Here is a 23,124-nt window from a genome sequence, read left to right as displayed (position 1 = left end):
TTAAACCTCTCCTTTCATTTTTTCCCAGATTTCCTCTGTCTTGTAAGGAACCAGCCGCCTGTAGCGGTATCCCGGAATTTTTTCGTCAAAGCCGCACACATTTCTATAGGGACAGTAAACGCAGGCATTGTCGTTTTGCTGCTCAAAGGGATTTACTTCCGTATTTCCTCCCAGAATCTTTTCTCCGATTTCCCTTGCCTTACAGTTTACAAACCGCAGCATATCCTGAAACTGTTCCTGGCTCGCCACCTTGGAATTGCTGGAAAATCCGCCTTTTGCCGTGTATTTTACCGGAACTGCCAGAGATTCCGTACTTTTCCCTCCTGCCAGACTTTTGTCCAATTTTTCCAGAATTTCCGGCTCTGCCCCTGCAAGACCGTCCATTTTCAGTTTTTTTAAGAAATCCAGCTCCGGATGCTCCGGATTTTTTATATCCTCCTGGTTTAATACCGGATCTTTTACATTATAATAAAAAATACCGGCAGGCCTTACCTGATTTTTCGGAAAGCGTTTCTCTTCCAGCTCCATGGCAGCGCCCAGATACAAGGCAAGCTGAAGCTGCAGACCATAGTAGACCTTTAATAAATCCAGCTTTGTCGCCCCGGATTTATAGTCAATCACCTTGACGTAAAGCTGATTGTCCTCGCCCCTGCACACGTCCACACGGTCAATACGGCCGCGAAGCTGCAGCTCCTCTCCCTCTCCCAGGGAAAAATGAAGACTGTCTATTTTATCTGCCGGGCCAAATGCCCACTCTGTAAGCGCAGGATAAAACTCTCCCTGCCGAAGCTGCCACTGCAGCGCCCATACACTGCGCTTTACCATACGCTTTGCCCGATTTACCGTATAGGCGTTTCTGGCGCTGCTCATAAGAATGGTTTCCCCGGATTTTTCTACTACCTCATCTACACAGGCCTCGGCCAGGGCATCGCGCTCGCTGTCCTGTAAATCCACCCATTTCCTGCCCTGCTCACGAACCTTTCTGGCAAACAGATCCAGACTGTTGTGCAAAAGGGTTCCCAAATCAGCCATACTGAACTCATACCGCACCCTTTCCCGCAGCGCCAGACCATAGGAAAGAAAGTGTGAGCATGCACATTTTGCAAACTGCTCCAGTCTGGTGGCGCTGTTTTCCAACTCTGTGCCGTAAAGGGCATGGGCCGTCCCTCTGCTGATGGCGTCCTGAGGATTTTCGTAAAAGGCTGCGTGAATCAGACCTTTTATCACTGCCTCCCATTCCTTCTGACTGCCAAACCAGTTCATCAGCTCTTCAAAAACAGGGGATTCCTTCCGGCTCTGGTGCAGCTCCCCGGACAGTTTTTCCAAAGCCCCGGAAATACTTTCCCGGTAAAGAAACGTCTGTCCCCCTTCTCTTGCGTCTGGAAACAGACTCTCTATCTGAGAGATAAGAAAAGACGGGGACAGGGCTTCCCCGCTGCTGCTTAAACGGCTGTAGGAAAGATAGACTCTCTCACTGGGCTTTGTCAGGTTCAGATACAGATAAAACTTCTGAGTATACAGCGCTTCCTTTGCCGTAGGCGCCAGGGACAGTCCCCGCTTTTCTAATGCTTCCTGCATTTCCTCCCGGTTCATATCAGAAAGAAGTTTTCCTGCCTGAGTTTCCTTTGGAATTTTCCCTTCATTGACTCCTGCAAAAAACAGCATCTTAATATCCTTTAAGCGGGTTCGTTCCATATCCCCCACTAACACCTGGTCTGAAGTCGGCGGTACGATTCCCACCTTTGCCTCCAAAAGCCCTGCGTCTAAAATCTCCTTAAACTCCTGAAGCCGCACCTGCTTTTCTCCCAGAATTTCCACCAGCTTATCCAGCAAATCCATAACAATTTTATAAATCTGGCTGTACTCCTTTACCATGGACAGATTCTCTTCCTCACGAAATTTTTCCTCATAACCCCGCATTTTTTCCTGAATATGGCTGCTGCAGATATATTGGTACAGGGCTTTGGCATAATCTGTGATACTGGCGCCCTTTTTTCGCATTTCTGTGTAAAAAGGTGTCCACAAATCCACAAGCCGGGTACGAATTTCATTGAGTAATACACATTCTTCAGGACTTTGTCCACGATAGGTTCGCACCCATTCCCGGTTCCAGGCTGCAAATCCCCGGATTCCCATGGCAACCACATAATTTTCCAGCCGATCTGTTTCTTCCTCTGTAATGTCCGTAAGCCCGCACCGGAGAAGCCGGAAAACGCTCTCATAGCTAAAGGATTCCGCCACCAGATCCACAGCAGCCCGGATATATTCCACAAAGGGATTCATAAAGACCGTGTGCTTCTGGTCAAGAAAGCAGGGAATATGATATTTTTCAAAGGCTCTGGCTGCAGCAGGGGCGTAGACCTCCATATCCCCGGTAATCACGGCAAAATCCCGATAACGGTACCCTTGCGTGCGTACCAGAGAGCGAATCATGCCTGCTGTTTCTTCCATTTCCTGCGCCGGATTTAAAGATTCCCGGATATACACAGTCTGCTGTTTTCTACCATAACTTTTTCTGGGGTAACGAAACAGATGCTTCTCCAGAAAATCAAGGGGGCGGCTTTCTGCAAACCTTCCCTGATAAGGCTCTCCCTTCAGGGGCAGCCACTGCTCGTCCCAATATATTCCATGCTCCTGTGCAAGCCTGCATAATCTCCCCACTGTCTGTTTACTCAAATAAAACAACTGATGAGGGCTACCCGGCTGATAAGGGTCTTCCCCTGTTCCCATGGTAACTGTGACATAGACCTGGCTGGAGATTTGCAGAAGCTTTTCCAAAAGCTGCTGCTGTATAGGTGTAAAACCGGTATAGCCGTCCAGAACTACTACACTGTCCTTTAACTTCCGGGATTTTTCCGCCACACGGCCAAGTACGTCCAGAACCTCTTCCTGGGTAATAAAATTCCCTTCCAGATAGTCAAAAAAGCCCTTATATAAAACCTGCATGTCCTTTAATTTGTAGTATAATTCCGGGCGGTCCTGCAAGTCCTCCAAAAGTTCCTCCAAATCTGAAGCTCCGATTTCGTACTGCCGCAGCTCTGATACCATACTTTTCATCTGGGACACATAGCCCTGCTTTTCCATTTTGCTCCCCAGAACCTTTAATTCCCTTCTCTTCTCCTGGGCAACCCGACGCAGTACCATACTTTTCCCGGTTTCCTCCAAAAGCTCTCTCTGGTTTTCTCCCACCTCTTCCAGAACGCGGAAAGCCAGACGCTCAAAGCTTAAAACGTCAATATTCATAATACCCTTTTGGGGGTGCATTTCCACCAGCTCCTTCTGGGTCTGCATGGTAAACTGCTCAGGAACCAGCACCAGATACTGTCTTTTGGGATGCTCCATGGATTCCTGTATGATTTTGCTGTAAATATAATGGGATTTCCCCGAACCGGAGGGTCCGAAGATAAACTGTAGCGCCATTTGCTCCTCCTTTCGGAAATCAGAAAAATTTCTCAATTACCTCGGCAATGCCGTCATGGTCATTGTCACACCGGGTAATGTAATCTGCCACTTCCTTTACTCTCTCCTGGGCATTTGCCATTGCCACGCCCAGACCTGCGTACTGAATCATGGACACATCATTAAATCCATCGCCGCAGCACACCATTTCTTCTCTTTTGATTCCCAGAATCTCCAGAAGATGCCGGAGACAATACGCCTTATCCACATTTTTCGGAGTAATTTCCAGAAAATACGGCTCTGAACGGAAAACCTGGGCTTCATGGCAGTATTTCTGCGCCAGCAAAGGTTCCAGGGCTTCCAAATCCTGAGGTTCTCCCGTCATCAGGCATTTATTTACCGGAAAGTTTACATAAGTCCCGAAATCCTTTTTTATGCACAATGGGAAGCTGGTTGATATCTGCCTCGATTGTCATATATTTATCCGGCTCTGTTCCGGAAAGAATCTCATCATTCTGATAAGTAATAATGCCAATTCCATTATCCAGCGCGTCCCTCCACAGTCTTGCAGGCAGATGAAGGGGAAGGGTTTTCTCATACACACATTCCCCTGTCTTAAAGTTCAAAATCCGGGCACCGTTAAAAGGCATAATATAACTTCCAAAGCGATCCAACTCCAGTGTTTTTGCCACCTTCTGCACACCTTGAGAAGGTCTGCCGGAAGCAATAGCAACCGGAATCCCTCTCTCCTGCAAATGAATAATGGCCTGTCTTGTCTTTTCTGTAACTTCCTTCTTTGCGTTTGTTACGGTTCCATCTATATCTAAAACTAATAATTTATAACTCATCTTCGTGTTCTCCTGTTTTCTTTTTCTTACTTTCCATAATAGCATACCCCTTTTTAAATGCCAATCCGTGATTAGAAATCAGAAGAATTTGCCATGTGGATCCGGAAACTTATTTTTCACTGTATCAGGAATATTTCTTTTCCTTCTGTAATATGTTATAAAAAGGAATGCAGGAGGTGCAGCCATGAGCTCAAAAACCAAAATTGTTGTATTACATATGAAGGAAGTCATTTATACGGGTATTTTTTGTGGTACTGGCTATTGTACTGGCTGTGGTACTCTTTCTGATGTTCGGAAAAAACAAAGGCACGGATACGGCCAGTGCCGAAGCTGTGTATCACGCCGGTGTGTATGCAAGTCCCATTACTTTAAATGACAATACCTTTGATGTAGAGGTGACTGTGGACGAAAACCATATCAACTCCATTTCTCTTGTAAACCTAAGCGAAACCACGACTGCCATGTATCCCCTGATGCAGCCCGCCCTGGACGCGCTTTCTGACCAGATTTGTGAAACCCAGTCCACGGAACATATTACTTACACAGAGGAAAACAAATACACCTCTATGATGCTTTTAGACGCCATTGAAAAGGCGCTTGACAAAGCGCGGAAATAAAAAACGCTGCATCAAAAAAGCTGTTCCACGAAGCCTTAAGATAATCTCTGTGCTTCGCGGAGCAGCCCTTTTTTATTTTCTGTATTTTTATTCCGCCTTACACTTCCCGGGGGTATTTCATACCCCATTTTTCCCGGATTTTATCCATCTGTCTCATAATCTGAAGGGTTTCCTCATGGGGCATATCCGGGCATTCCTTCCAACCTTTTTCCAATGCTTCCTTACATACCAGAACCTCATATTCATAACCGGAAATCTGAGTGGGCTGCTCATAAAAAGCTATCTGCTCTCTGTCCTGATTGTATACGGCAATGGACTCAAAATTATTAATATTTTCCACAATTGCATATCCCTTTGTGCCGTAAATCACACCCTTCCGGTCAGAAAGCACCCGAAGAGAACTGTTGAGCACTGCCATTTTTCCGCCGGGATAGCTAAAGGTTATGCTGTTTTGTGCGTCCACGCCGCCCTCCGTCATAATTGCAGTTGTGGTAATATCCTGAATATCATCGCCAAACACCAGAGAAGCAAAATTCAGTACGTAAACGCCCACGTCCAAAAGCGCGCCTCCCCCAAGGCTCAATTCCATAAGCCGCGGTACCTGGTCTATAAGATAGCAAAGATTTGCCGTAACGGTCATAGGCTCGCCGATAATCCCGGAATCCAGCACCTGACGCAGGGTTTTCCACATGGGCATGTACCGCACCCAGATTGCTTCTGTCAGAAGCAGGTTCTTTTCCTTCGCCAGCCTCAGCATTTCCTCTGCCTGTTTTTCATTTAAGGCGAAGGACTTTTCGCAAAGCACATTTCTGCCGTTTTCAAGAAGCAGTTTTACATTTTCGTAATGTTCGGACATGGGCGTTGCCACATACACCACATCAATGGATTCGTCCTTTGCCAGTTCTCCATAAGAACCGTATGCTCTGGGAATACGGAATCTCTGTGCAAACTGCTCTGCCTTCTCCTGATTTCGCGATGCAACGGCACAAACCTCTGCTTCCTGCATCTGCTCAATGGTTTTTGCCATCGTTGCCGCAATACTTCCAGTACTTAAAATTCCCACTCTCAGTTTTTCCATAGTTGAAATACCTCTCTTTCAGGCATAACGCCTTTTAACCCCCTTTTACCACTACAGATTTTCTATCTCATCAATCCAGACCTTTACACAGGCATCGCTTGGCATACGCAAATCCCCTCTCGGTGAAACTGCCACGCTGCCCACCTTTGGTCCGTCCGGAAGACAGGAACGCTTAAACTGCTGCGAGAAAAATCTCCAGTAAAACTTTTTCAGCCATTTTAAAATGGTTTCTTCATCATACGCACCTTTAAAGGCTGCCTTTGCCATACGATAAATCTTAGAAGGTGAAAAATGGAACCGCAGGATATAATAAAGGAAAAAGTCGTGCAGCTCATACGGCCCTACCAAATCCTCTGTTTTCTGAGAAATCACTCCGTCCTCAGGAGGCAGAAGCTCCGGGCTTACCGGGGTATCCAACACGTCCATAAGGATTTCCCCCAGTTCCTTTTCCCCACAGGTTTCCGCATAATAACGCACCAGGTAGCGCACCAGGGTTTTGGGCACAGAACCGTTCACCCCATACATGGACATATGGTCGCCATTGTAGGTTGCCCAGCCAAGCGCCAGTTCCGACAAATCCCCGGTTCCGATGACCATACCGCCACGCTGATTGGCAATATCCATAATCACCTGGGTACGCTCTCTTGCCTGTGCATTTTCATAAGTGACGTCATGCACGGAGGGGTCTTGTCCAATATCTTCAAAGTGCTGCAGCACTGCTTTTTTAATATCCACTTCTAAAAGCTCTGCCCCGAGGCGTCTGGTCAGCTCACAGGCATTGGTATAGGTTCTGTCCGTGGTTCCGAAGCAAGGCATGGTAACTGCCACAATCTGCTTTCTGTCCATTCCCATAAAATCCATGGCTCTGGCTGTTACCAAAAGAGCAAGGGTAGAATCCAGTCCTCCTGAAATTCCCAGCACTGCTGTCTTACAGTGAGTATGCTCCAATCGCTTTTTCAGTCCCATTGCCTGAATGTCTAAAATCTCCCGGAATCGGCTCGCTCTTTCCTCCGGGTTCTCAGGCACAAAGGGATTCTGAGAAAAGCAGCCTGTAAGCCCTGTTTCCTTTTTGGGAAGGCGGAAAGGAATCCTAAGATAAGAATCGCTCATCTCCGGTTTCCATGTAGAAATCCGTCTTCTCTCCCCTCTCAGCTTCTGAATATCCAGAACCCCATAAATGGTCTTGTTTTCAAACAAAGGCGCTTCGGAAAGAATTCTTCCGTCCTCGCAGATTAAATTCTGTCCTCCGAAAACCAAATCCTGGGTGGACTCCCCGTTTCCGGCTGTGGCATAGATATATCCGCACAAAAGCCTTGCAGACTGTCCCTTTACCAGATTTCTGCGGTATTCTGTTTTTCCCGCTGTTTCATCACTGGCAGACAGATTCACAATCACATTGGCGCCTGCTATGGCATGTTCTACGCTTGGCGGGCAGGCTGCCCACAAATCTTCGCAGATTTCCGCCGCTACGGTAAGTCCCGGCAAATCCTCACAGGTAAACAAAAGTCTGGTTCCAAATGGTACCTGAACATCTCCTATGGAAATATAATCCACATTGTCCCCTCCCGGAACAAAATGACGGGCTTCATAAAACTCCCCGTAATTTGGCAGATACTGCTTTGGCACAATTCCCAGAAGCTCACCGTTATTCAGCACAGCTGCCGTATTATAAAGCTTTCCCCGAACCTCCAGAGGAAGCCCTACAAAAATCAGCCCCGGAACGTCCTTTAACTCCTCTGCTGCCCTTAAAAGCCCTTCCCTTGCCGCAGTCAGAAGCGTATCCTCATAAAATAAATCCTGACAGGTATAGCCCGTAATACAAAGCTCCGGGAACACCATAATCCCTGCGCCCTGTTCGCTCATCTCTTTTGCCTTTTTTATAATTTCTCCGGTGTTATGCACACAGTCTGCCACCTGAATATCCGGTGTTGCGGCTGCCACTTTTATGAATCCGTCTTTCATTTTGCACCAAACCTTTCCTGCTTTTCCTTGCCTCTTTTACCTGTTATCGTTTACATTCCTTCAGAATTTTTTTCAGTTCTTCCACGGTAAAGTTATAATTCTTATTACAGAAATGACAGTTCATCTCAATGCTTTCTCCATCGTCAATCATTTCCTGAATGTCTTTTTTTCCGATACTGATTAAGGCTCTTTCTAGCCGTTCTTTGGAACAGTTACAATAAAACTGTGTGGGGATTTTTTCTGTAAATTCCACATCAAAGCCCTTTAAAATGGTTTCAAGAAGACTTTCCGGTGTGTGTCCCTCTTCCAGCAGAGCCGTTACGGAAGTGATATCTTTCAGGCTTTCCTCCAACTGGCTGATAACCGCCTCCTCTGTAAAAGGCATGAGCTGAATAATGAAACCGCCTGCCTGTTTTACCGTGTTGTCCTTTTCCATTAAAACCCCCAGTCCTACAGAGGAGGGAACCTGCTCGCTGGTTGCGAAGTAATAGGTCAAATCCTCGGCAATTTCACTGGTCTGCAGAACCGTCTGTCCCATATAAGGCTCTTTTAATCCCATATCCTTAATTACATTCATAAAACCAACGCCTACCGCTCCTGCAACGTCCAGTTTCCCTTTGTCATTGGCGTGAAGCACCACATTCGGATTCCCTACATAGCCCTTTACGTTTCCTTTGGAATCCGCTGTCACAGTCATGCCGTTTAAGGGGCCGCCTGCCTTTACCTGCAAGGTCAGAAGGTCCTTCTCTCCCTTCATCATAACGCCCATCATGGCGCCGCCTGTCAAAAGGCGTCCCAAGGCTGCTGTTGCTACCGGACTTGTGTTATGGGCGGCTCTTGCATACTCCACCAAATCTCTTGTTGTTGCCGCAAACGCACGAATCTGGCTGTTTGCCGCAGTTGCTCTTACTATATAATCTCCCATTTTGTATCTCCTTGTTTCTTCATTTCTTTTTCGTTCTCTTTATTTTTCCGGGTGTTTGCCTTTTTCTCTGGCTATAATATACACTCTCTGGCTGTCTGCCCCCGGAGCCTTCCGTGTAAAGGCGTCATAAACTGTGACAAATTCCATTCCCGCCTGTTCCAAAAGCCCCTTTACAACTTCCAGGTCATAGGCTCTCTGATAATGCACTTCCTCATATTTCCGGTACAGCACTTCGTCCTTATGTTCCTCTGGAATAAACAGAGCCAACTCGTATTCATTGATCTGCTCTTCCTCATCATAATAATTATCCCAGATAAAGCTGGCGTCCTCCCTGTTTTCCGCGATGGTATTTTCCCCCAGAATCTCCTCATATTTATACTTTGTATTCATGTCAAAAATGAAAATACCTCTCGGATCCAGATAATTATTCACAAGACGAAAGACTTCCAAAAGATCTTCCTCTTCTGTAATATAATTCATACTGTCGCAAATAGACACCACAGCCTTCACAGTTCCATAAAGCTCAAACTCCCGCATATCCTGAAGAAGATAGAGGATATCTTTCCCACTCTCTTCCTTTTTTTCCATGGCAATTTCCAGCATATCCATGGAATTGTCTATCCCTATCATGTCATATCCCGCCGCAGACAGCCGCTCTGTCACGCTTCCGGTGCCGCAGCCCAGTTCCAGCACAAGCCCATCGTCTATATTATATTCCTTCAGCAGTCCGATGAGATAGCCACACCATTCGTCATAGGGGATATTGTCCATAAATAAGTCATATACCCTTGCAAAACTTTCGTAAGAACCCATAAGGGATTCCTCCTTTACTTTCAATTCCAATTCATACTATCACGAAATGCGGGGTTGTGTAAACATTTTCCCTTGTCCCATTCTAAAATTTATTATATACTCCTTAAAGAAGCATCTTACATTTATTCATAACAGGAACGAGAGGAGTTTTTTCATGAAATTTATATATCCTGCGGTTTTCCGCAAAACAGAAGACGGAACATATGAGGGGCATTTCCCTGACCTGGAATGCTGCTATGCAAAAGGCGACACCCTGGAAGACGCAGTAGACAATGCCAACGAGGCTGCTTATAACTGGCTGAGCCTGGAGCTTTCGGAAGAAGACTGCAATCTTCCTTCCGTGTCAGATGAAAGTGATATGGATTTGCAGGACGGAGATGTGGTACGGAATATTTCCGTAAATATCCGATTCTATGAAGGCTGGGACGAATGACCCAGCCTTTGCTTTTATTTTTTGTTTCTTTTTCTATTTCTTTTCCCGAACTTTTGCTGCCTCTGCATGCCCCATCAGACCCTCGCCTTCTGCTAGTCTGGCTACCAGGGGCGCCAATTCTTTCATGGCCTCCTTTGTCATACTCTGGTAAGTACAGGTTTTTAAGAAGGTTCCAACCCAAACGCCTCCGGTATAGCGGGCAGCTCGGAGGGTAGGAAGGGTGTGATTCGTTCCGGAAGCATAATCCCCGAAAACCTCTGCCGTATTTTCACCGATAAAGAGAGAGCCGTAATTATACAGATTATCTGCCATTTCCTGTGGATTCTGCATATTTATTTCCAGGTGCTCCGGGGCATAGGCATTTGCCAGTTCTGCCATCTCTTCTTCACTTTCAGCCAGAAGCACCTCTCCAAAAGTATTCCAGGATTTTTCTGCGATTTCTGCAGTAGAAAGCAGGCACAATTCCTTTTCCACTGCTGCCATGACTTTTTTAGCAAATGTTTCATCTGTAGTTACCAGAATGCCCTTTGCATTGGGGTCATGCTCAGACTGTGCCAATAAGTCTGCTGCCACCACCTCCGGCGTGCCGCTGCCATCTGCCAGTACCATTACTTCGCTTGGACCTGCTACAAAATCAATTCCAACCTGCCCATAGCACTGACGCTTCGCTTCTGTCACAAAACGGTTTCCGGGTCCCACAATCATATCCACAGCCGGAATTTCCTCTGTCCCATAAGAAAACGCAGCTACTGCCTGAGCGCCTCCCACAGCGTAAATTTCGTCTGCTCCCGCAATGTCCATGGCTACTAAAGTTTTAGGATTTATCTCATTCGTCCCCTTCATCACCGGAGAGCAGGCTGCTACCCGCTTCACCCCTGCTGTTTTGGCAGGAATAATTAACATCAGGGCAGTAGAATACAGGGGATAATTTCCTCCCGGCACATAACAGCAGCAGGATTCCACCGGAATAATCCTGTGTCCCAGAAAAATCCCCGGCATGGGACTGAAATTTGTCAACGGTCTTATGGTTTCTCTCTGCGCCTTTGCAAACGCCCTTATATTAGCTGCCGCTGTTCTTAAATCCTCGATTTCCTGAGAAGTAAGCTGGTTGTATGCTTTCTGAATTTCTTTCCGGCTTATCCGGAGCGTTTCTCTGGTGCAGCCGTCAAACTGCAGATTGTATTTTCTTAAAGCCTCGTCTTTTTTGCTTCTTACTTCCTCTATCATGCAACTTACCGTTTCTGTAAGATTTCTCCTGTCCTCTTCTGTTCTCTTTGCTGCCTCTTTTAAAATTTTCATATTCCCACACTCCTGTTCCAATCTATGATTCCTGTTCTTCTTTCTGGCAAAATTGTAAAACCTTTAGCTTCCCCTGTGTCAACTGTCTTTTTCCCGGATATTTTTCGAAAACCTTGAGTATACTCCAGATTTATGCTACAGTGATTTTAAGAAAACAGGAGGTTTCTTTTATGCGTATCGGTGAAGTATCCAGACAATACCACATTTCTGTGGATAACCTTTATTATTATATTAATTACGGGCTTTTAGTTCCCCCAAAGCCCAGGGGACAATATATTTTTAATAAAACTGTGCTTCAGGATTTGGAATGGATTCTGGAATTAAAAGAGTTGGATTTTACCCTCCGGGAAATTCATATGCTGCTTTCTCTCAAACGTATTTCCGGACTTGCAGATTCCCAGGACATCGAAGAATTAAAGGCTGTTTATGAGGGAAAGCAGGAATTTTGCCTGCAGGAAATCAACCGGAAACAGGAAATTATCCAACAACTGGATAAAAAGATTGCAGCTTTAAAAGAAAATCAGTCTGACAAAATTCCTCAGACAGGCGTTCCTGTTTCCGCCCTGCCTCTTTTGTGTTGTCCTGTGTGCGGCAGTCCTCTGTCCCTGAAAGATGTGGAGATGAATTCCCGTTTTCTCTACAGCGGCACTCTTTCCTGCAGCTGCGGCTATCAGGCTCAGATTCAGAACGGAATCCTCATGACGCCAAACAAAAATACCAGCCTGCACGATACCCCGGACATTACCAGAGAACTGTACAAGGATTTGCCTCCTGAGCTTATCACCATGTTTGAACGCTCTTATCAGCAGATGTTAAAGCAAATGGAGGAAACAAATCTCCGCGGAAAGGTGATTGCGGAAACTTATATCAATGCCTGGTTTTTCATGCACAATCATCTGGCTGCCCTCCCGGAAGACAGCCTGTATCTTGTGATTGACAAATACCCGGAAACTCTGCTGATGTACAAGCATCTCATTGAAAAACAGCGCCCGGATTTGAATATTTTGTATCTGGCGGACAGCAGCACCCGCTTTCCCCTGAAGCCGGAATGCATTGACGTGCACCTGGATTTTTTTGCTGCCAATGAGCACAACTTTTATCATAACAGCTTTCTGTATGAACGACTTCTGCCTTATCTGAAAAAAGACGCAGACCTGATTGGCACTTATTTTTATTTTGAGCATGCTGCCAAATCCATGAAGCTGCTTTTGAGCCAGTATCCGGAATGCTCGGAAAACAATTTCAATCTCCGCTATTTCCGGGAAGAATTAAGGAAAAATGGATTTAAACTGCTGTATGAGGAAGACTGCGGCTGCACCACAGATTCCGGAAACAATCTTGGATTCGGATTTCATGTAAAGGGCGAAAAAATGCACCTTCTTCCATATCATGGAAAAAGAGAACTTTCGGGAAGATAAAATCTCCTGAAAGTTCTCTCTTTTTTTCTATATCCTGTTTATTTCGCCGTAATCTCACAAAACCTCGCCCCTGTCACCTCAGCCAGCTTTTTGGGTGACAGCTTTAAGGTTGTTCCGATTCTCCCGCCGCTTACATAAATCTCATCAAAGTCCTGTGCGCTTTCGTGAATCACGGTTGTATACTGCTTTTTCATACCCAGAGGACTGCAGCCGCCCCGGACATATCCCGTCACCTTATTAATATCCTTCACATGAATCATTTCCACAGACTTCTCCCCTACTGCCTTTGCAGCAATCTTGAAGTCCACCTCCTCTGCAATGGGAATCACCAGCACATAATACTCCCGGCTCTTCCCCTGCACCACAAGAGTCTTAAAGGACTGTTCCACAGGCGCACCTGTTTTTTCAGCTGTATGCAGACCGTCAATAAACTCGTCGCATTCATACTGCAGCACTTCATAAGGCACCTTGTTCTTTTCCAGGATACGCATGGCGTTTGTCTTGATTTCCTTTTCCTTATGCTTACCCATTTTTTCGCCTCCTATTTATAGTGTCAGCTTTTTCATAAACCTTCCGTACAGCACACAGCCCACTGCGGCTGCCAGAAATTCTGCCACAGGGAAGGTAATCCACACGCCAAAAAGCCCCATGGTTTTTGCCAGAATCACAGAAAGAGGGATAATAATCACCAACTGGCGCAAAAGAGAAACTATGAGGGACTGTACTCCCTTTCCCAGCGCCTCAAACGCACCGGATAACACGCAGCCAACCGTAGAAATCAGAAATCCGGCTGCAATAATACGCAGCATGGGAACACCGATTTTCATCATTTCCTCATTAGCGTCAAACAATTTCATAATTACCTGGGGAAATGCCAGAAACAGCACTGTACCCAACGCCATAATCACACCTGTAACCTGAATACTCGCCTTTAAGGTTTCCTTCATTCTCTTTCGGTTTTTTGCCCCGTAATTATAGCTCATAATCGGGCGCATTCCCTGTATCACGCCATTGGCAGGCATGTATACAAAGGTCTGAATCTTAATATACAGCCCGAACACGGCAATGGCTGTGGCAGAAAAGGCTGCCAGCACAGAGTTTAAAGCTGCCACCAGCACAGACGGCAGGGACATCATTATGGCAGAGGGAATTCCCACTGTGTAAATCTTCCACAGCATGGTTTTGTCCAGCCGAAATCCCTTTAAACAAATGGGAACCTCTTTGCACTTCTTCACAAAAAATGTCATAGACAGGATTCCCGCCAGAATCTGGGACGCCACTGTGGCAATGGCTGCGCCTGACACGCCCATGGCAGGCAGACCGAACCAGCCAAAAATAAGAATCGGGTCTAAGATAATATTAAACACGGCCCCCACGCCCTGGAAAATCATAGGCAAGACCATATTTCCCGTTGCCTGAAACAGTTTTTCAGAATACAGATGATACATACTTCCAATACTAAAGCAAAGCACAATCCGGGTATACTGACAACTCATTTTATAGATTTCAGGATTATCCGTAAATCCTCTTAAAAACGGTCCTGTGAGAAACAGTCCCATCAACACAAACAGCAGCCAGTGAACCCCACAGAACCAGAATCCATGGGCAGCCGCTGACTTTACTTCCTTTTCGTCTTTTGCCCCTAAGGCTCTTGCCACGCAGGCATTTAAGCCGATTCCAAAACCGCAGGACACGGCAATAATCAGATTCTGCAAGGGAAACGCAATAGACACCGCAGTCAGGGCGTCCTCGCTGACCCTTGCCACATACATGCTGTCTACTATATTATAAAGTGCCTGAATCAGCATGGAAATCATAGGCGGCACAGACATGGAAACCAAAAGAGGAAGTACCTTTTTCGTTCCCATTACATTTTCAGTTTTTTCCATTTTCTATACCTCTTCTTTTTTTATACCTTATACAGGATAGTCATTTCACAAAAATTTGTCAATCCGTATAATTTTTCTCTTTTCCGCCATACTATACAACACACAGATTTTCTATCTTTCAGGAGGTGTTATTATGGAACAGAAAAACAGCAAAAAAGATGCGGCTTCCCAGGATAAATACCGGGTAGAAGCCACATCTACAAACGACCTGGACGGCTGCGCCACTACGGAAGCCACAGGCATGATTCCCACACTGCCCCAAACCCAGGGAGAATTAAATTCCTACAAGGCAATTCTGCCCTATTCCCCGGACTGCTATGTGGAAAAAACAAAGGATTAAAACGTTGATGAACTTTTATTCGTAGTCCTGTTCCCCGTCACTGTCTGAACTGCCATCTGTATTTCGACTGCGGTTCTCCCCATCAGAATCATCGCCTGCACTCTGACTGCTGTCTTCGTCATCGGAATCGCCGTCTGTACTCCGGCTGCCGTCCTCGCTGTCAGAATCACCGTCTGTATTCCGGCTGCTGTCCTTGCTGTCAGAATCCCCGCTGTCCCCGTCCTCATCAGACAGACTGCTTCCCACGGTCAGCTCCCCGATTTTTGCCGCCGCGCTCTCAAGAGCCGCCCGGCTAAAGGTTGCCTCTTCATTTACCTCATGGATACCATGGTCCTTTGCCAGAACCTCTGTATAGTCCTCCAGTTGGTACACTCCGACTTCTGTATAATCAGAATTATAATGCATAACTACCGGAATCAGACCATAGTCTTCAATAGTCACTTCCCCTGTCTTTGCATCTTTCTTTAAGGTGAAATCTGCCAGACCGCCCAGCAGGTTTTCCAGCGAAGACTGATTGCTGACAAAATTTCCCAGAGAATAATATACCAGCATATCCTCCCCATCCGGTCTTTCTCTCAGTTCATATCCCTTCAAAATATGCGGGTGAGAGGCAATTACAATGTCTGCACCCTCCTCTGCCAGAAAATCAATTCTCGTCTGCAGCTTTTCGTCCGGCTCCGGCGTGTCTGATTTTCCTCCGTGCAGATATACAATGGTAACATCTGCTTCTTTTTTCGCGCTTTCCAAATCAGCGGCAACTCTTTTCTCGGAATAGGTATCCACCATATATTCTTCGTCCTCAGGGATACTGTGATTCTCACTTAGCATACAGCTGTAATTCATCACCGCCACCTTAAAGTTTTTCTTCTCAAGAATCTGATACCGCTCTTCTTCCTTGCTGTGAATACCCAGAAGAGATACCTTTGGATAATTCTTTGTCCAGAAGGATACCGAAGCCGCAATACCGTCCTCCTGCTGGTCAAAAGCATGCTCGGTGGCCTGTGTCACAATGTCAAAGCCCGCCTTTACCAGCGCGTCGCCTACCTCTGTGGGCGTGGCAAAATCAGGATACCCTGCTGCTTCCTCATGGCTTTTCACAAAAGGGGTTTCCTGATTTACAGACGCCAAATCCGCATCTTTGATAATATCTTTTACATTTTTATACAGGAAATCAAAATTCCAGTCATTTTCTTTCCCTGCGTCAATAATGGCATCGTGAATAAGATTATCCCCTGCCGCAACCATATGTAAGGTATTCTGCTCTTCCTCTGCCTTTTTCTTTGCTTCCGCCTCTTTTTGCTGCTGCTGGGCTTCTTTTTCCTTTTTTGCTTCTATTTTTCCATGTATGGCAAAGCCTACCGCAGTTACCCCTGCGATGAGCAGAACCAGGCCTGTTCCGGCAAGCATCAGTTTCCGGCGTCTGACCTGCTGACGTCTTTTTCTTGCTCTTGCAATTCTTCTGCGTCTTTCCAGTTCTAATCTTCTTTCCTCTTCTTCCCGTTCTCTTCTTGTACGACGTTCACTCATAGTCCTGTCCTTTCTCTGCTTCTTTTTACAAATCTATGGTTTTTTGCACTTCCGTCTTTTCTTTTTATAGAAAAATATACGAAAAGTGCGATTCTATCCTTATTTTTTTCTATTTGCAATTCTTAAAAATCAGTTGTATGATAGTTTCCATGTTAAAATTATGAACAATTTATTGCTCATTTATGAACTATACTACTCATAATAATATGAAAGTGAAGATTATGTCAACGAAATCAAGAAATTATTTTTTAGACAATTACAAAGCCCTGTTGATTCTGCTGGTTGTCACAGGACATTTCATTGAGCCCTGCCACACCAACAATGCTTTTCTGGAAGCGCTGAAATGGATTATCTTTTCCTTCCATATGCCTGCCTTTATTTTTATCTCAGGCTTCTTTTCCAAAAAAGACATGGGCTTTGAAAAGCTGATTCAGAAGCTGGTGATTCCTTATTTTGTCTACGAATTTTTATACTATTTTCTGTATGTTTTCATTATACATAAGGAAACTGGGCTATATTTAAACCGTCCTAAATTTTCCCTGTGGTATCTCATGGCTCTGTTTTTCTGGAGAGTCCTGACTCCATATGTTCGGAAAATACCGGGAAATATGTTTATTGCTTTTACTGCAGGACTGCTTGTTGGATTTACGGAACTTGGCAACTTTTTCAGTATTCCAAGGACGCTGGTGTTCTACCCCTTTTTCCTTGCAGGCTACTATTTTCAGGAAAGCTGGTTTGAAGCCCTGCGCAGGCACTGGAAAGCCCTTACTTTTGGTCTGTCTGCCTTTGTAGCTCTGTTTTTGGGATTGACTGCCCTTTCCGGTACAGAACTGACCACCTTTATTTTTTACGGCAGATATTCTTATCAGGATATGAACATGCCCGGCATAGAGGGGCTTCTGGTTCGGGCAGGCTGCTATGCGATTTCCTTTTTGGCGCTGTTTGCCCTGTGTGCGTTTATTCCACGGAAACAGCACTTTTTCTCTGTGCTGGGTGTCCGCACCATGCCGATTTACCTGTTCCACGGAATGATTTACAGTGCGCTGAAGGAAACACCATTGCTTAAAAGCATAAATACTCCCGGAGAAACGGCTCTGCTTCTGGTTTCCTGTGTGGCGCTTACCTTTTTGCTGGCAGGGAATCTGCCAACCCGGTTTGTAAATGCCGTATCCTCTGTGCAGGTATCTCTTCCCAGACTGCCAAAACTGCCCGGTTCTTTCAAAAGGCCAACGCGACCGGGAAGTTTTCCATTCCTTACCCGATTCAAAAAAGGAATGGCGCCATAAAAAACTGCCTCGTGAAGCAGCAATCAGAAATATTCCTGATATGCGCTGCACGGGGCAGTCTTTTTTATTTCCTATTTCTTTTTTCTTATTTCAGATGATCTACAGCAGCTCTCTCAATGGCAAGTCCTGCCGCATATTTCTCCATAAAGGCGTCAAAGCCCTTTACATCTCTTTCGTCCGGCTGTACTTCCACGCCTTCCTGTCCTGCGAAAACCTTGTTGTCCAGATATTGCTCCAGAGTTTCATTTTCCTCTTTATTCACCAGATAAGATGCCAGCACTGCAATGCCCCAGGCGCCGCCCTCTCCTGCTGTTTCCATAACAGAAACAGGGGTGTTGATTGCGCCTGCTAAAAGATTCTGTCCCACACCTTTTGTCTTAAACAAACCGCCGTGTCCCAGAATTTTATCCAGCTTTACGCCCTCTTCTTTTAACAGAATATCCATACCTGTTTTCAGTGCGCCAAGAGCAGTAAAAAGATGCACTCTCATAAAGTTCGCCAGATTAAATTTACTCTCCGGTGTACGGACAAACATGGGGCGTCCTTCTTCAAATCCTGTAATATGCTCGCCTGAGAAATAATTGTACGCCAAAAGTCCGCCGCAATCTGCGTCCCCTTCCATTGCCTTTCTGTACAGGGTTTCAAAAAGCCGGTTCATGTCCACCTTTATGCCCATGCTTTCCGCAAATTCTTTAAAAATTCCCACCCAGGCATTCAAGTCAGAGGTACAGTTGTTGCAGTGTACCATTGCCACCAGATTCCCGGTAGGAGTTGTTACCAAATCAATCTCCGGATATACCTTAGACAGCTCTTTTTCCAGAACCACCATGGCAAACACAGAAGTTCCGGCAGACACATTTCCCGTACGCTGCGCCACACTGTTGGTTGCCACCATACCGGTTCCGGCATCGCCTTCCGGCGGACAAAGCGGTACGCCTGCTTCCAGCTCTCCTGTAATATCCAGCAATTTCACACCTTCCTCGGTCAGTCTTCCTGCCTCTTCTCCTGCCAGGAGCACCTTTGGCAGAATATCCTCCAGTTTCCACGGAAAATGGTAAGGCGCTGTCAACTCATCAAACTGCTCCATTCTCTTTTTGTCATAATTACGGATATTCATATCTACAGGGAACATTCCTGAGGCTTCTCCTACACCAAGTACCTTTTCCCCTGTTAATTTCCAGTGTACATAGCCCTCCAGAGTTGTCATAAAGTCAATATCCTTTACATGCTCTTCTTTGTTTAAGATTGCCTGATACAGGTGTGCAATGCTCCATCTCTGAGGAATATGGTAGGCAAAAAGCTGTGTCAACTCTTCACTTGCCTGCTCGGTCATGGTGTTTCTCCAGGTACGGAAGGGCACCATGAGATTTCCTGCTTTATCAAAGGGCATATAACCATGCATCATTGCGCTGAAACCCAATGCAGCCAGTTTTTTTACCGGTACGCCGTATTTTTCCTTTACATCTCTTACCATGTCCTGATAGCTGTCCTGGATTCCCTTCCAAATTGCTTCCTCACTGTAAGTCCAGATATTATTTACCAACTGATTTTCCCATTCATGGCTTCCTGATGCAATAGGTTCATTTTTCTCATTTACCAGAACTGCCTTGATTCTGGTAGAGCCCATCTCAATACCCAGAACCGCCTTTCCGTTTACTACCGTACTTTTATTTGCTTCCAAACTCATGTATGTAACCTCCTTATGGCTTACGAATTCTTCTTAACCTCTATTATACATACTTGTACGGTTGTAATGCTACTTGTTTTTCACACAATCTCGTCTAAAAATACGCCGCAAAACGGACGGATCCGCTCTCTCCAGACTCCCAGGGAATCCGGAACAGAATACCCGAAAAGCCAGGCTGTAATCTCTGAAATCTCAAGGGAAATATCTGCCTTTTCTTTGCTCTCTGACTTCTCCTCTGCTTTTGGGCAAATCCTTTTTGCCCCAGAGCTGCTCCGGTTGAGCGTCCATTTCCAAAGGCCTGCATTTTCCGGTAAAATTCTGTCCTCAACCCCCAAAATTACCGTATATTCCTCCTTTTCCGCCGTTTCTCTTAAACGGATACAGGAAAGAAACTCCGGCAGATTGACAATTCTTCCCATAATGGCAGGAGTAGCTTCTCCCTGAAGCCGACTGTAATTTTCTTCACAAAACAGCAGTCTTTCCTCCGGCTTGTCCATTCCCCAGTAAGCCTTCATTCCCGCAAGGGTATCTTTTTCAAACAAAAGCTCCAGACAGCCGTTTTCACTTTCGATTTCTCTTTTCAGTCTTTCTATATAGGAGAAATCTCTTTTGGCATAGACCTCATATCTTTTGGAAAGCCAGGCTTCCATATAAGCAGCGGCTGCCTGCAAATCTCTGTTCTCCGCTCTTCTAAGCTGCAGATTGGAGAATTTCTCCTGTTGCAGCTCCCGGCTCTGCTTTTTATAAATATAAGTAAAATCAAAAGGCAGATACAGGGCTTCAAAGGCAGGCATGAGAAAACAGAAGGGCATGCCCTCCTCTCTCATATCCTTCAGCGCCTTTTCCATAAGCTGCCTCATATAGCCCTTTCTTCTGCTGTTTTTGTCCGTTGCCACGCCTACAATATAATCGCAAACCGCCGTTTTTTCTCCCGTCTGGAGCAGATAGGGATTGCGATGCAGCATGGACAGAATCTGTCCCCCCTCTTCCAGAACCAGCAGCCTGTTATCCCTGGTCTTCTCTGTATAATAATAATCCCGGAAACAATCCGAATCTTCCGGAAACGCCTGTTCCCAAAGCTCTCTGCTTCGGTTCTTTTCCTCTTTATTTAAATAATGAAGCATCTTATCCGCTCCTTTCCAAGACCTTATTCTCCCTGAAAATCAATCTGCCGGATTTCGTATTTCCGTGCAAAATCCAGTGGATTGTAGGACATTTTGGCCTTCCTTAAACCTTCGATTCCCAGGTCGTCCTCTCTGTTAATTAAATGCACTTCCGGGAATTCATGGACTAAAAACTGCTGGTTAATATACTGATACAGACCTCTGATTTCCGGATTTGCCTTTTCAATATGAATCACCGCCATATCCTCAAAGGAATTATAACTTCCAATGGTAAAGGCCTCCAGTTTATCATCAATATACACACCGCCCATACGCACCTGAAAGCTGGAACAGTTTTTCAGGATATCGTGAATTCCATGCACCTCATAGTCCAGATGCTCCTCGGTTTCCTCTCCTTTTGCCTCTCTCCATCTGTCCAGAAATTTCCACACATCATCTCGGTCTGAGCAACAAAGACTGCGGTACTCAAACCTGCCTTCATAATTTTTCATAAAAGAATTCAGGTTGTTTTTCTTTTTATGCAGCTTTTTCCCGGAAAGGGTACGCAGTTTCTCTCCGTCATATAAATAATCCTTTAAATCTTCCTGCTCTGTTACCAGAAAGCGGTCTGTCTGCTCTTCCAGCTTTAACGCCTTCACAGCTTCTTCATCAGCCAGGTTGATAATCAGAGGCTTGTGCAGCTCTTCGTTAAAATAACGTACAAGCTCCTCAAAATAATGTTCCAAATCCTGTTCTTCACAAATGGGCATGGCGCTGCTTACCACGCCTTCGTGTTCCATCAACCACTGTATCGCCTTATTATCGCTGACTGCATAGCGCACCTGATAATAAATTCTCCATAAATAACTGTCCAAAAGCACACTGTCACAGGTCTTATTGGGACGTTTACAAAAATAAGGATTCAATTCCTCAATCGCTTCCACATCAATGGGTTTAAATTCTAACTTCATACGTTCTCCTGTTCTTTCTTGCCTTTCAGCTCATAATAAAAAATATACTGCTGCAGGATTCCCTGCATACCTTCATATTGTTCCATGGGAAAACCGTCTGCATAATTCTGCTCCAGCGCCTGACGGATATGGGTATCCACAGGAAACGCCTGCATCTGATGCAAGGCAAACAGACAAATACAGTCTGCCACCTTTTCTCCCACGCCAAACAGCTTTAAAAGCTCCTCCTTTGCGGCAGCATAATCCATTTTTGCCACCTTCTCCAGATTGATTTCTTCCGTTACCACGCTTCTCGCCGTCCGCACCACATATTTGCTGCGGTAGCCCAGATTACAGGCTTTCAGTTCGTCCTCGTCCAGTTCTGCCAGAACCTCCGGCTTGGGAAAACTGTAATAAGTATTTCCATACATATCCGGCCTTTCTTCTCCGTATTTCTCACAGATATTTTGAATGCACCGCCGGATTCTCACAATATTATTCTGCTGGGAAATCAAAAAGGAAACAATCATTTCCCATAAATCCTGCTTCAAAATCCGAATACCGCTTCCAAATCTGGCAGCCCTTGTCAAATACAAATCCTCTGCCGGAATTTTAGAAATACAGAGGGCATAATCTCTTTCCAAATCAAAGTAGGGCTTCCAAAAAGTTTCAAAATCTGCCTCTTCACAGAAAAAGGTACAGACCTCTCCCTTTTGTTCTATTTCCAGACAGCGGTCCTTTGCCAGAACTCTGTACCTTCCGTTTTCCATGGCTTCCATGCGGAAGCACTGACCGGAATTGCAGATTTCCTCTATATTAAAGTTTTTCACTGTCTTTTTTATCTTCTTATATGACATACTCGTCCGCCTTTGCTGCCTGCCAGCTGATTAAATCTTCCAAAGTAACCTCATCTACCACACTGTTTATGGCATCATTGAGTTTTTTCCAGAGTATTCTGGTTACGCATTCATTTCCCCTGCTGCAGGCTGCAAATTCTTCTTCCGCACATTCCACCGGCGCAAGGCTGCCCTCTGTAAGCCGCAGGATCATGCCTACGGTATATTCTTCTGGCGCCCGCTGCAGCATATAACCTCCCTGAGGTCCGCGGATACTTCGCACATACCCTGCCTTATTCAATACGCTGATAATCTGTTCCAGATACTTTTCGGAAATTCCCTGTCTGGCTGCCGCGTCCTTCAGACGTATGGGATTGCCGGAATTATTGGTTGCCAAATCCAGCATCAGGCGAATGGCATATCTTCCTTTTGTTGAAATTTTCATCTTGTCTTATTTCCTCCACATGTCCGATTATACTCAAATTAACCTAGTATTTCAATATGTTTTATGGATTCATAATGCTTCTATAGAAAACGGGGAACTTTCTGAAAAAAAGAAAAATGGAATATTTTTGATATTCTACTCAGAAAAAGAAAGAAAAAATAGAAAAAATCTGAAATCCCACAGGCAGCGGTTTCTGTTTTATGACTATCCCTGTTCACGGACAGACATACGTCTTACGGCAAAACCGCTGCCGGGATTTTCTCCTGTCT

Annotated in this window: 20 protein-coding genes and 1 pseudogene; 5 read left to right on the top strand and 16 right to left on the bottom strand. The window is 45.4% G+C overall.

Annotation, left to right across the window (positions count from 1 at the left end; translation table 11 throughout):
- Genes addB through DQQ01_RS16830 form a run of 3 tightly spaced genes read right to left on the bottom strand, consistent with a single transcriptional unit; the run spans position 1 to position 4,247 of the window.
- A complete protein-coding gene (gene addB, locus DQQ01_RS02275) occupies positions 1 to 3,420 on the bottom strand; it encodes a helicase-exonuclease AddAB subunit AddB (RefSeq protein WP_111918073.1) in 3,420 nt (1,139 codons plus the stop codon).
- Between the two features lie 19 nt (positions 3,421 to 3,439).
- A complete protein-coding gene (locus DQQ01_RS16835; protein WP_278278166.1) occupies positions 3,440 to 3,784 on the bottom strand; it encodes an HAD-IIB family hydrolase in 345 nt (114 codons plus the stop codon).
- A gap of 7 nt (positions 3,785 to 3,791) precedes the next feature.
- Positions 3,792 to 4,247 (bottom strand): HAD-IIB family hydrolase, encoded by a 456-nt coding sequence (locus DQQ01_RS16830; RefSeq protein WP_278278165.1) that lies wholly within the window; start codon positions 4,245 to 4,247, stop codon positions 3,792 to 3,794.
- A gap of 184 nt (positions 4,248 to 4,431) precedes the next feature.
- Between DQQ01_RS16830 and DQQ01_RS02265 the strand changes: the two are divergent.
- Positions 4,432 to 4,864, top strand: a pseudogene (locus tag DQQ01_RS02265) (hypothetical protein).
- A gap of 97 nt (positions 4,865 to 4,961) precedes the next feature.
- Here DQQ01_RS02265 and DQQ01_RS02260 read toward each other — a convergent pair.
- The 4 genes from DQQ01_RS02260 to DQQ01_RS02245 are packed head-to-tail and all read right to left on the bottom strand — an operon-like array spanning position 4,962 to position 9,642.
- The gene (locus DQQ01_RS02260; RefSeq protein ID WP_111920803.1) at positions 4,962 to 5,933 is read right to left on the bottom strand and encodes a Gfo/Idh/MocA family protein; all 972 of its coding nucleotides are present in this window, start codon (positions 5,931 to 5,933) and stop codon (positions 4,962 to 4,964) included.
- A gap of 60 nt (positions 5,934 to 5,993) precedes the next feature.
- Positions 5,994 to 7,904, bottom strand: a complete 1,911-nt coding sequence (locus DQQ01_RS02255) for an NAD(+) synthase (RefSeq protein WP_111918071.1) — start codon at positions 7,902 to 7,904, stop codon at positions 5,994 to 5,996.
- A 43-nt stretch (positions 7,905 to 7,947) separates the two neighbouring features.
- Positions 7,948 to 8,829 carry an Hsp33 family molecular chaperone HslO gene (gene hslO, locus DQQ01_RS02250; protein WP_111918069.1) on the bottom strand — a complete coding sequence of 294 codons (882 nt, stop codon included), beginning with the start codon at positions 8,827 to 8,829 and terminating at the stop codon, positions 7,948 to 7,950.
- Positions 8,830 to 8,868: 39 nt separating this feature from the next.
- On the bottom strand, positions 8,869 to 9,642 hold the full coding sequence (locus tag DQQ01_RS02245; protein WP_111918067.1) for a class I SAM-dependent DNA methyltransferase: 774 nt from the start codon (positions 9,640 to 9,642) through the stop codon (positions 8,869 to 8,871).
- 154 nt (positions 9,643 to 9,796) lie between these two features.
- On the opposite strand from DQQ01_RS02245, the gene DQQ01_RS02240 reads away from it, so the two are divergent.
- The gene (locus tag DQQ01_RS02240) at positions 9,797 to 10,075 is read left to right on the top strand and encodes a type II toxin-antitoxin system HicB family antitoxin (protein ID WP_111918065.1); all 279 of its coding nucleotides are present in this window, start codon (positions 9,797 to 9,799) and stop codon (positions 10,073 to 10,075) included.
- A 33-nt stretch (positions 10,076 to 10,108) separates the two neighbouring features.
- On the opposite strand, the gene hisD is transcribed toward DQQ01_RS02240, so the two are convergent.
- Positions 10,109 to 11,374 (bottom strand): histidinol dehydrogenase, encoded by a 1,266-nt coding sequence (gene hisD / locus DQQ01_RS02235; RefSeq protein ID WP_111918063.1) that lies wholly within the window; start codon positions 11,372 to 11,374, stop codon positions 10,109 to 10,111.
- 170 nt (positions 11,375 to 11,544) lie between these two features.
- On the opposite strand from hisD, the gene DQQ01_RS02230 reads away from it, so the two are divergent.
- On the top strand, positions 11,545 to 12,792 hold the full coding sequence (locus DQQ01_RS02230; protein ID WP_111918061.1) for a MerR family transcriptional regulator: 1,248 nt from the start codon (positions 11,545 to 11,547) through the stop codon (positions 12,790 to 12,792).
- Between the two features lie 38 nt (positions 12,793 to 12,830).
- Here DQQ01_RS02230 and ybaK read toward each other — a convergent pair whose 3' ends face one another.
- A complete protein-coding gene (gene ybaK, locus DQQ01_RS02225) occupies positions 12,831 to 13,322 on the bottom strand; it encodes a Cys-tRNA(Pro) deacylase (protein WP_111918059.1) in 492 nt (163 codons plus the stop codon).
- Positions 13,323 to 13,337: 15 nt separating this feature from the next.
- Positions 13,338 to 14,681: an MATE family efflux transporter gene (locus tag DQQ01_RS02220; RefSeq protein WP_111918057.1), complete on the bottom strand. Its 1,344-nt coding sequence runs from the start codon at positions 14,679 to 14,681 to the stop codon at positions 13,338 to 13,340.
- A 133-nt stretch (positions 14,682 to 14,814) separates the two neighbouring features.
- Between DQQ01_RS02220 and DQQ01_RS02215 the strand changes: the two genes are divergently transcribed.
- Positions 14,815 to 15,021: a GTPase gene (locus DQQ01_RS02215; RefSeq protein WP_111918055.1), complete on the top strand. Its 207-nt coding sequence runs from the start codon at positions 14,815 to 14,817 to the stop codon at positions 15,019 to 15,021.
- 15 nt (positions 15,022 to 15,036) lie between these two features.
- Here DQQ01_RS02215 and DQQ01_RS02210 read toward each other — a convergent pair whose 3' ends face one another.
- Positions 15,037 to 16,548 (bottom strand): CapA family protein, encoded by a 1,512-nt coding sequence (locus tag DQQ01_RS02210; protein WP_111918053.1) that lies wholly within the window; start codon positions 16,546 to 16,548, stop codon positions 15,037 to 15,039.
- Positions 16,549 to 16,769: 221 nt separating this feature from the next.
- Here DQQ01_RS02210 and DQQ01_RS02205 point away from each other — a divergent pair, with 221 nt between their 5' ends.
- On the top strand, positions 16,770 to 17,834 hold the full coding sequence (locus tag DQQ01_RS02205) for an acyltransferase family protein (RefSeq protein WP_111918051.1): 1,065 nt from the start codon (positions 16,770 to 16,772) through the stop codon (positions 17,832 to 17,834).
- An 85-nt stretch (positions 17,835 to 17,919) separates the two neighbouring features.
- On the opposite strand, the gene DQQ01_RS02200 is transcribed toward DQQ01_RS02205, so the two are convergent.
- From DQQ01_RS02200 to DQQ01_RS02180, 5 genes are all read right to left on the bottom strand, one after another.
- Positions 17,920 to 19,521 (bottom strand): xylulokinase, encoded by a 1,602-nt coding sequence (locus DQQ01_RS02200; RefSeq protein WP_111918049.1) that lies wholly within the window; start codon positions 19,519 to 19,521, stop codon positions 17,920 to 17,922.
- Positions 19,522 to 19,601: 80 nt separating this feature from the next.
- Positions 19,602 to 20,645 carry a GNAT family N-acetyltransferase gene (locus DQQ01_RS02195; protein ID WP_111918047.1) on the bottom strand — a complete coding sequence of 348 codons (1,044 nt, stop codon included), beginning with the start codon at positions 20,643 to 20,645 and terminating at the stop codon, positions 19,602 to 19,604.
- Positions 20,646 to 20,668: 23 nt separating this feature from the next.
- Complete coding sequence (locus tag DQQ01_RS02190) at positions 20,669 to 21,595, bottom strand: DUF2156 domain-containing protein (protein WP_111918045.1); 927 nt, start codon at positions 21,593 to 21,595, stop codon at positions 20,669 to 20,671.
- Positions 21,592 to 22,431 carry a DNA-3-methyladenine glycosylase family protein gene (locus DQQ01_RS02185; protein ID WP_111918043.1) on the bottom strand — a complete coding sequence of 280 codons (840 nt, stop codon included), beginning with the start codon at positions 22,429 to 22,431 and terminating at the stop codon, positions 21,592 to 21,594. The genes DQQ01_RS02190 and DQQ01_RS02185 overlap by 4 nt, the downstream gene beginning before the upstream one ends.
- Positions 22,421 to 22,855 (bottom strand): RrF2 family transcriptional regulator, encoded by a 435-nt coding sequence (locus tag DQQ01_RS02180; protein ID WP_111918041.1) that lies wholly within the window; start codon positions 22,853 to 22,855, stop codon positions 22,421 to 22,423. The genes DQQ01_RS02185 and DQQ01_RS02180 overlap by 11 nt, the downstream gene beginning before the upstream one ends.
- Positions 22,856 to 23,124: the final 269 nt, after the last annotated feature.

It is taken from the genome of Blautia argi (assembly GCF_003287895.1).
In the GTDB taxonomy this organism is placed as follows: domain Bacteria; phylum Bacillota; class Clostridia; order Lachnospirales; family Lachnospiraceae; genus Blautia; species Blautia argi.
The sequence above is the reverse complement of the archived record's forward strand: the minus strand, read 5'-3'. Positions and strand labels throughout refer to the sequence as shown.

What these genes read in the sequence shown, in the direction of transcription:
- addB (WP_111918073.1), bottom strand. Translation starts at nt 3,420, where the DNA reads ATGGCGCTACAGTTTATCTTCGGACCCTCCGGTTCGGGGAAATCCCAT.
- DQQ01_RS16835 (WP_278278166.1), bottom strand. Translation starts at nt 3,784, where the DNA reads ATGACGGGAGAACCTCAGGATTTGGAAGCCCTGGAACCTTTGCTGGCG.
- DQQ01_RS16830 (WP_278278165.1), bottom strand. Translation starts at nt 4,247, where the DNA reads ATGAGTTATAAATTATTAGTTTTAGATATAGATGGAACCGTAACAAAC.
- DQQ01_RS02255 (WP_111918071.1), bottom strand. Translation starts at nt 7,904, where the DNA reads ATGAAAGACGGATTCATAAAAGTGGCAGCCGCAACACCGGATATTCAG.
- hslO (WP_111918069.1), bottom strand. Translation starts at nt 8,829, where the DNA reads ATGGGAGATTATATAGTAAGAGCAACTGCGGCAAACAGCCAGATTCGT.
- DQQ01_RS02245 (WP_111918067.1), bottom strand. Translation starts at nt 9,642, where the DNA reads ATGGGTTCTTACGAAAGTTTTGCAAGGGTATATGACTTATTTATGGAC.
- DQQ01_RS02240 (WP_111918065.1), top strand. Translation starts at nt 9,797, where the DNA reads ATGAAATTTATATATCCTGCGGTTTTCCGCAAAACAGAAGACGGAACA.
- hisD (WP_111918063.1), bottom strand. Translation starts at nt 11,374, where the DNA reads ATGAAAATTTTAAAAGAGGCAGCAAAGAGAACAGAAGAGGACAGGAGA.
- DQQ01_RS02230 (WP_111918061.1), top strand. Translation starts at nt 11,545, where the DNA reads ATGCGTATCGGTGAAGTATCCAGACAATACCACATTTCTGTGGATAAC.
- ybaK (WP_111918059.1), bottom strand. Translation starts at nt 13,322, where the DNA reads ATGGGTAAGCATAAGGAAAAGGAAATCAAGACAAACGCCATGCGTATC.
- DQQ01_RS02220 (WP_111918057.1), bottom strand. Translation starts at nt 14,681, where the DNA reads ATGGAAAAAACTGAAAATGTAATGGGAACGAAAAAGGTACTTCCTCTT.
- DQQ01_RS02215 (WP_111918055.1), top strand. Translation starts at nt 14,815, where the DNA reads ATGGAACAGAAAAACAGCAAAAAAGATGCGGCTTCCCAGGATAAATAC.
- DQQ01_RS02210 (WP_111918053.1), bottom strand. Translation starts at nt 16,548, where the DNA reads ATGAGTGAACGTCGTACAAGAAGAGAACGGGAAGAAGAGGAAAGAAGA.
- DQQ01_RS02205 (WP_111918051.1), top strand. Translation starts at nt 16,770, where the DNA reads ATGTCAACGAAATCAAGAAATTATTTTTTAGACAATTACAAAGCCCTG.
- DQQ01_RS02200 (WP_111918049.1), bottom strand. Translation starts at nt 19,521, where the DNA reads ATGAGTTTGGAAGCAAATAAAAGTACGGTAGTAAACGGAAAGGCGGTT.
- DQQ01_RS02195 (WP_111918047.1), bottom strand. Translation starts at nt 20,645, where the DNA reads ATGCTTCATTATTTAAATAAAGAGGAAAAGAACCGAAGCAGAGAGCTT.
- DQQ01_RS02190 (WP_111918045.1), bottom strand. Translation starts at nt 21,595, where the DNA reads ATGAAGTTAGAATTTAAACCCATTGATGTGGAAGCGATTGAGGAATTG.
- DQQ01_RS02185 (WP_111918043.1), bottom strand. Translation starts at nt 22,431, where the DNA reads ATGTCATATAAGAAGATAAAAAAGACAGTGAAAAACTTTAATATAGAG.
- DQQ01_RS02180 (WP_111918041.1), bottom strand. Translation starts at nt 22,855, where the DNA reads ATGAAAATTTCAACAAAAGGAAGATATGCCATTCGCCTGATGCTGGAT.